Source organism: Williamwhitmania sp. (assembly GCA_035529935.1).
Classification (GTDB): domain Bacteria; phylum Bacteroidota; class Bacteroidia; order Bacteroidales; family Williamwhitmaniaceae; genus Williamwhitmania.
The window spans coordinates 21,394-27,775 of the sequence record DATKVT010000174.1 but is presented as its reverse complement, the minus strand read 5'-3'; the positions used below and the strand labels follow the sequence as shown (position 1 = coordinate 27,775).

The window sequence follows — 6,382 nt, the reverse complement described above, 5'->3', positions numbered from 1 at the left end:
GTAGCTGTAACACCTTGCTCGCCTGCCTCCTTGATAATTAGAAGCTTTTCGTCCTTACTAAATTTTCTCTTTCCCATTTCTGCGTACATAATTACTAATTTTTGTTGGTAATTATGTCCGACTTGTTAAGGGGCCATTACACCAAATGAAAACCTCAAAAAAGCCAAGGATAGGAGCAATGTTGCGCTGACCTTTTGAGACAAGAATAATGCGCATTGTTCCAATGGTCACATCGCAAATGCGTGCAAAAAAAATAATTAGCGGCAGGAGCAGGTAAACAAATATGTTTGAATCGGTAAAGCTCATCAGGTTGTTCTTAGTGCAATTGATTAATCACAAAGGAAAACCTTTTAGCCTTGTTTGTCAAACTTAACTTACCTAAATTCAAAAAAACTACTTGGCAGAATAAAAAATGGGGTCTCCCCCATTTTTTCTATTTCTTATCACCCGTGATCCAACTAACTATTTTGTCGGAAAAAGGAACATCCTTTGGGTCTGCAAAACCAACTAGTTTGCCGTTTTCATCAATCATAAACTTTTGAAAATTCCAACTGACATCAGCATCCATAACCCCATTCTCGCTTTTCGAGGTAAGCCACTTGTAAAGAGGAGCAATATCCTTTCCCTTCACTGAAATTTTCGCCATCATAGGAAAAGTAACACCATAGTTCTTAGTGCAAAACTCTTTAATTTCAGCATTGCTACCTGGCTCTTGACTCAAGAAATTATTGGCTGGGAAGCCAATAATAATAAAATCGGGACCACCATAGGTTTCATAAAGCTTCTGTAGATCGGCGTACTGTTTAGTGAATCCACATTTGGATGCAGTATTAACAACGAGCACCTTTTTTCCCTTAAGCTGTGAAAGCGGGTAGTCGGCTCCATCAATGGTTTTAACGGTAAAATCGTAAAACGATTTGGTTTGCGCATTGGCAGCAGTTCCTGCTAACAACATGGCAATTAAATAAAGCGTTGGTTTCATAACTTTCATGTTTTCTGAAAGTAACGCTTTACGTTATAGAATGTTCACAGCTAAATTTTTTCAATATCCTCTGACAAAACCCAACCCTTATTACCGTCGCTTATGTGTATTTCATACCATGATGATAGAGAGTCAGTAATTGTAACTATTGATCCCTCGTGAAGGATGAATAAGTCCTTACCGCTATTATCAGGAGAACTTTTAATGGTTACAACTGGGGAAAGAACAACTGCCTCGTTATGGTTATTCATCTTTGACCTTTCAGCAAAGGAGATGGTAATGGACACTCCAAAAAGGATTAATAACCCAATGGTACCCCAAAAGCCAATTCTCTTAGATGAGATACTCATCCCAAATCGAGAAAGCAAAGCGGCCGCACAAAAGAGAAAGAATAAAACCATTGCAATTCTAGCCCAGCCGTTTGGTCCGAACAAACTCTTAAAACCAGAAAACCAACTGCTGAGAAAAAATTGCGGGATAGCATCGATTTTATCAACCACTTGTAATCGAGCTAACTCTAGGTTATACTTGTAGTCGCTATTGGAGGGTGATAAACGAAGAGCTCTCTTGTAGGAAATAATCGATTGAGCAAGTTTTCGCTGTTTAAACTGAGCATTTCCTAGATTGAAATACAAATCAGCAGATTGAAATCCCTGGTTTAATATTGTTTGATACTTTGCTTCCGCCTCAGAATAGTTCCCCTTCTGATAGTCAATATTGGCCTGACTCCAAAGCGAATCGGTTGAATGTTGGCCATAAGACACTATAGCAAACAAGCACAACCCCATGGTAACTATTAACTGTTTCATCTTACTTGATTAATTGTTCAAGGTTGCTAACTAGCTCAACTGCCTTCTTAAAAATCATTTCTCGCTTCTCAATTGATGCAGAGGGAGAGTAACGAGCAAATTCACACTGAGCTATTACCGCCAAAACATCCTGACTAGTTTGGTCATCCACGTTCCTGGCTTGCAGCAGCTCTGCAACTCGATCAGAGGTTAAGTCGGCAGAGGGTATAGAAAGCTTATCGGCCAAATACCCCAATATTGCCTTGTGTAGTTCCTCAAAATAGATATCGCTGTTATTTAACTTAAGAGCCATCTCTGCATTCTTCAACCTTCGTCGAGCAATTTTATTTGCTTTTCGGTTGCGATAAAGTTTGATATCATAACGTTCCTTCTGCATTTTGGAAAGGAAAAGACCTGCAAATACTGTCAGAACTATAATTAACAAATATCCAATATAATAAAACCAACTTTCTACCAGCAAGAATTTTTTACCGACAAAGTGCTGTGGCTGAACCTTGATGAATAAAATATCTTTGCCCAGAATTTTTAAATCCTTCTTTGAAACGCCTCCATATATAACGGATGTAGTGCTACCATCTGACAAATCGGGTGAAACCGTGATAGTGGTGGGCGAAGTTTTCAGGGTAGTATATTTACCATTTGATGGATTAAAGTAGGAGAACTCAACTGGTGGAATGGTAAATGTTCCAGCACTCCGTGGAATTACGGGGTAGTCGAAACTTTTACTCCCAGAAGCTTCGCTACTCGAAGTATTAATGTTCTCGGTTACTTTTGCGTCGTAGGTATCAAAGTCGGCAGGAAATGAAATTTTTGACGCTCCGATCAACTTCAAATTGCCAGTGCCAGAAATCTTAAGGTGATATGTTGCTGCTTCATTTGCCTTTAACTGATTTCTATCCATCGATCCAACCATGCTAAAATTACCAACGGCACCAGTGAACGATGCTGGTTTTCCTGCCTCAGGCAATGGTTTTACAGAGATTGTAACAGGTGGACTGACAATATGCTTTTTTATCGTTTCAACGTTTCCACCAAAGAAATCATCAAAAATACTTTGAGGACCGCTACTCTGAACACCTAAAATGAGGTCAATCTGGCATGGATCTATTTTTACCGCCCCCGTTTGCTGAGGAAATAGCAGAAATTTTTTAATTACACCAACGTTGTATATTTTGCCATTGACATCCTGCCGTTTAAAAACCAGCTGATTAGGAGTTGCCACCTCTTGGCTCCAAAAACCATTAAACGATGGCATCGTTATATTATCAAATCGCTGAAGATTAACCCCTCTAGCATAGAGACTAATGGTTGCCTCCACGGCCTCACCCAAATATGCTGAATGCTTATTTACATTAACACGCACAAATAGGTCTCCTGCTGGATTGGAAGGATTATCCTGATTTGCGGATGAGTGCTGAGTTTGATTTGGAGAGCCACTATCGCTGCTCTTCACAACTTGAATTTCGAAGGGAGCGGTGACATAGGTTTTCCCATTAACCATAACTGAAGCTGAACCAACTTTAGCTTTTCCTTCCTTATCTGATTGCAAAATGTAGGTATAAGAATAACTCTCCGATTGAGAAACCTGCCCATTTATAATCTGGGTGCTCGACATGGATGACTGGCTTGGTCCTGCCAGAATGTTAAAACTTCCTGGACTTGACAGGTGGAATGAGGATGGATGAGCATTAACCGTAAAGGTTAGGCGAAACTGTTCACCAACCTCTACTACCTGAGGAGCTGAAGCTTCAAAGCTCACCTCCTGAGCCCAAAGCATTTGAATGCAGCTAACAAATACGCTAAATAGAAATAACCTTTTCATCTTCACGTCCTCTCAAATTACCAATTTTTTTGAACCTTTACTTTAACTGCCTCTGCCTTTTTCTCATTCACCTTTTGCTCAACTTGGTTCTCATTGTTCTGAAGCGCGTTTAATATTCGTTCAGCATCGTCCTTCGAAATTTTAGGTTGCTGTCCCTGCTGTTGCTGCTGATTAGGGTTATTGTTTTGCTGGTTCTTATTATTTTGATCTTTTTGCTTATCGTTTTGCTTATTCTTATCATTCTTGTTCTTATCATCTTTATTCTTGTTCTTATTATTATCCTTATCTTTTTGATTATTCTTTTTCAACAACTCCTTTGCATACGCTAGATTATACTTAGCGTCCATATCATGCGGGTTTAGCCGAAGCGAATTTTCATAAGCCTCAATGCTCTCCTTCAACTTTTTACTTTTGAAAAGAGAATTCCCGAGGTTATAAAAGGAACTTGCGAGCTGTTTCTTTTGGTCGGCACTCTTGTTATCAGTGGATATTTTATTAAATATTTTGGCAGCTTCATCAAACTTTCCTTGCTTATACAAGGCATCACCTAAATTAAACTGGGCATCAAAAGAAGATGGATTGCGCTCCAATGCTTTTCTGTACTTAACTTCAGAATCAAGAAAGCTGGCCTTATCGTAGAGCTTATTACCCATCCTAATTTCCTTTCGGCCTGTTTGGGCGAATGAACTTATTACTGAAATAAAGAGGATTAATATCGTTAGTATGGTTTTCATTTCAATCGAGCTTTAAATATCTCCAATTTTTCCTGCCACCGATTCTTCCGTTCTAGAATGAAATATTCAACAAAAAGCAGGAAGAGGGCAAACCAGAGAAAATACTGAAACTTATCATCATATTCGGAATACACCTTGGAGTTAAAGTTCTGCTTGTCCATTTTTCGAATGTCGGCAAGAACCTCGTTAAGGCCAAAGTTAGAGTTTGTAGCCAATGTATACCTTCCACCAGTTGCTGCGGCAATTCCCATTAACACACTTTCATCGAGCTTGGTAACAACAATTTTTCCTTTTGAATCGGTAAGAAAATTCGTACCTCCGGGTGATAATGGAATGGGAGCTCCTTGTGGGCTTCCCACGCCGATGGTATGAATTACAATCCCCTTTTCTGCAGCATCGCGAGCAGCTGCAATGGCATCATCTTCGTGATTTTCGCCATCGGTAATAATTACCATTACCCTACTCTTCTCACTCCCTGGTGTAAAGGAGTTTATGCCCAACTCAATGGCCTTACCAATTGCAGTTCCTTGTACAGGAACAATTCCTGGATTAATAGTATTCAGAAACATCTTAGCTGAAACGTAATCGGAAGTCACTGGCAGCTGCACATAGGCATCACCAGCGAACACAATTAGCCCAATTCGATCATCGGTGAGCTTATCAACCATTTGTGCAATGGCCTGCTTTGCCCGTTCAAGCCGGTTTGGCATGATATCTTGAGCAAGCATACTGTTGGAAACGTCTAGACAAATAATAAGTTCAACCCCTTTTCGCTTCACATCCTTTAGCTTGGAGCCCAACTGGGGCCGAGCAAGAGCAAAAATGAGCGATATTGCCACCAGTGAAAGTATAGAGGCTTTTACCCAAGGGCGTGAACTTGAAGCCTCCGGCATTAGCTCGGAAATGATGCTGGGGTCGCCAAACCGCTTTATCGCCCTTCTCCTTATCTGCATTGCCAAATAAAATATGACAAGAAGAAATGGAATCGCTATTAACAAATACAAATATTCTGCGTTAGCAAAACGAAACATGCCAGTATATTTAAGGAATAGTTCTTAAAATGGTAACCTTAACAATAAAATCGAGGGCTATCAAAAGCAGCGAAGCTAAGGCAAAAGGCATGAAGCGCTCTTCCTTCTTACTTAGCGTTTTGATCTCAACCTTCGATTTTTCCAGTTTATCAATGGACTGGTATATTTTCTCCAGACTTTGATTACCCGTTGCTCTAAAGTATTTTCCTTCGGTCATCTGGGAAATTTGCTGAAGCATCTGTTCGTCTATTTGAACGGGCATATCCTGTAGTTGAATCCCGTAAGGGGTTTGAACGGGATATGGGGCAGTTCCTTCTGTACCAATACCAATAGTGTAAACACGAATGCCATATGTTTTAGCAAGCTCTGCAGCGGTTAGCGGTGCAATTTCGCCCATATTGTTTACCCCGTCAGTAAGCAATATTACCACGCGGCTTTTGGCCTTACTATCTTTAAGCCGATTAATTGCAGTGCCTAAACCATTTCCTATGGCGGTTCCATCATCAATGATTCCACATTTTACCTCCTTAAGTAAATTAATTAAAGAAGTATGGTCGGTTGTTAACGGGCATTGTGTAAAACTTTCACCACTGAAAATTACTAGGCCAATTCGGTCGTTCGGACGGCCCGAAATAAACTGGATAGCAATGTTTTTAGCAGCAGTTATACGATCGGGTGTAAAATCACGCGCTAACATGCTGCTTGAAACGTCAATAGCCATCACAATATCGATACCTTCAGTAGTTGAATTTTCCCAACTCTCAGAGGATTGCGGCCGTGCGATAGCCAGAATTAGAAAAATAAATGCCAAACCCTTCAATAGAAAAGGAAGATGTCGAAGATGGGTTTTCCAAGTATTTCCTATTTTGCTTAGCCCTAATGTGGTAGATAGCTGCACTGTGGCATTCTGGTCCTTTTGACGCAAAACATACCAAACTACTGCTGGTATAAGCAATAGCAGCAAATATAGAACTCCAGGATTACTAAATTGATAACTTCCCATG

At 40.1% G+C, this 6,382-nt stretch carries 7 protein-coding genes; all 7 read right to left on the bottom strand.

The genetic code is table 11. The features are described from left to right. Window positions 1–111: 111 nt before the first annotated feature. Window positions 112–306: a DUF5698 domain-containing protein gene (locus VMW01_13435; GenBank protein ID HUW07255.1), complete on the bottom strand. Its 195-nt coding sequence runs from the start codon at window positions 304–306 to the stop codon at window positions 112–114. A 127-nt stretch (window positions 307–433) separates the two neighbouring features. Further along, window positions 434–982, bottom strand: a complete 549-nt coding sequence (locus VMW01_13430; GenBank protein ID HUW07254.1) for a glutathione peroxidase — start codon at window positions 980–982, stop codon at window positions 434–436. A gap of 50 nt (window positions 983–1,032) precedes the next feature. Further along, the gene (locus VMW01_13425; protein ID HUW07253.1) at window positions 1,033–1,791 is read right to left on the bottom strand and encodes a tetratricopeptide repeat protein; all 759 of its coding nucleotides are present in this window, start codon (window positions 1,789–1,791) and stop codon (window positions 1,033–1,035) included. Between the two features lies 1 nt (window position 1,792). After that, window positions 1,793–3,613: a BatD family protein gene (locus tag VMW01_13420; protein HUW07252.1), complete on the bottom strand. Its 1,821-nt coding sequence runs from the start codon at window positions 3,611–3,613 to the stop codon at window positions 1,793–1,795. A gap of 17 nt (window positions 3,614–3,630) precedes the next feature. After that, entirely contained in the window at window positions 3,631–4,347 is a 717-nt protein-coding gene (locus VMW01_13415; GenBank protein ID HUW07251.1) for a tetratricopeptide repeat protein, read from the bottom strand. Beyond that, a complete protein-coding gene (locus VMW01_13410; GenBank protein HUW07250.1) occupies window positions 4,344–5,378 on the bottom strand; it encodes a VWA domain-containing protein in 1,035 nt (344 codons plus the stop codon). The genes VMW01_13415 and VMW01_13410 overlap by 4 nt, the downstream gene beginning before the upstream one ends. Window positions 5,379–5,388: 10 nt before the next feature. Beyond that, complete coding sequence (locus VMW01_13405) at window positions 5,389–6,381, bottom strand: VWA domain-containing protein (protein ID HUW07249.1); 993 nt, start codon at window positions 6,379–6,381, stop codon at window positions 5,389–5,391. Between the last annotated feature and the right edge of the window lies 1 nt (window position 6,382).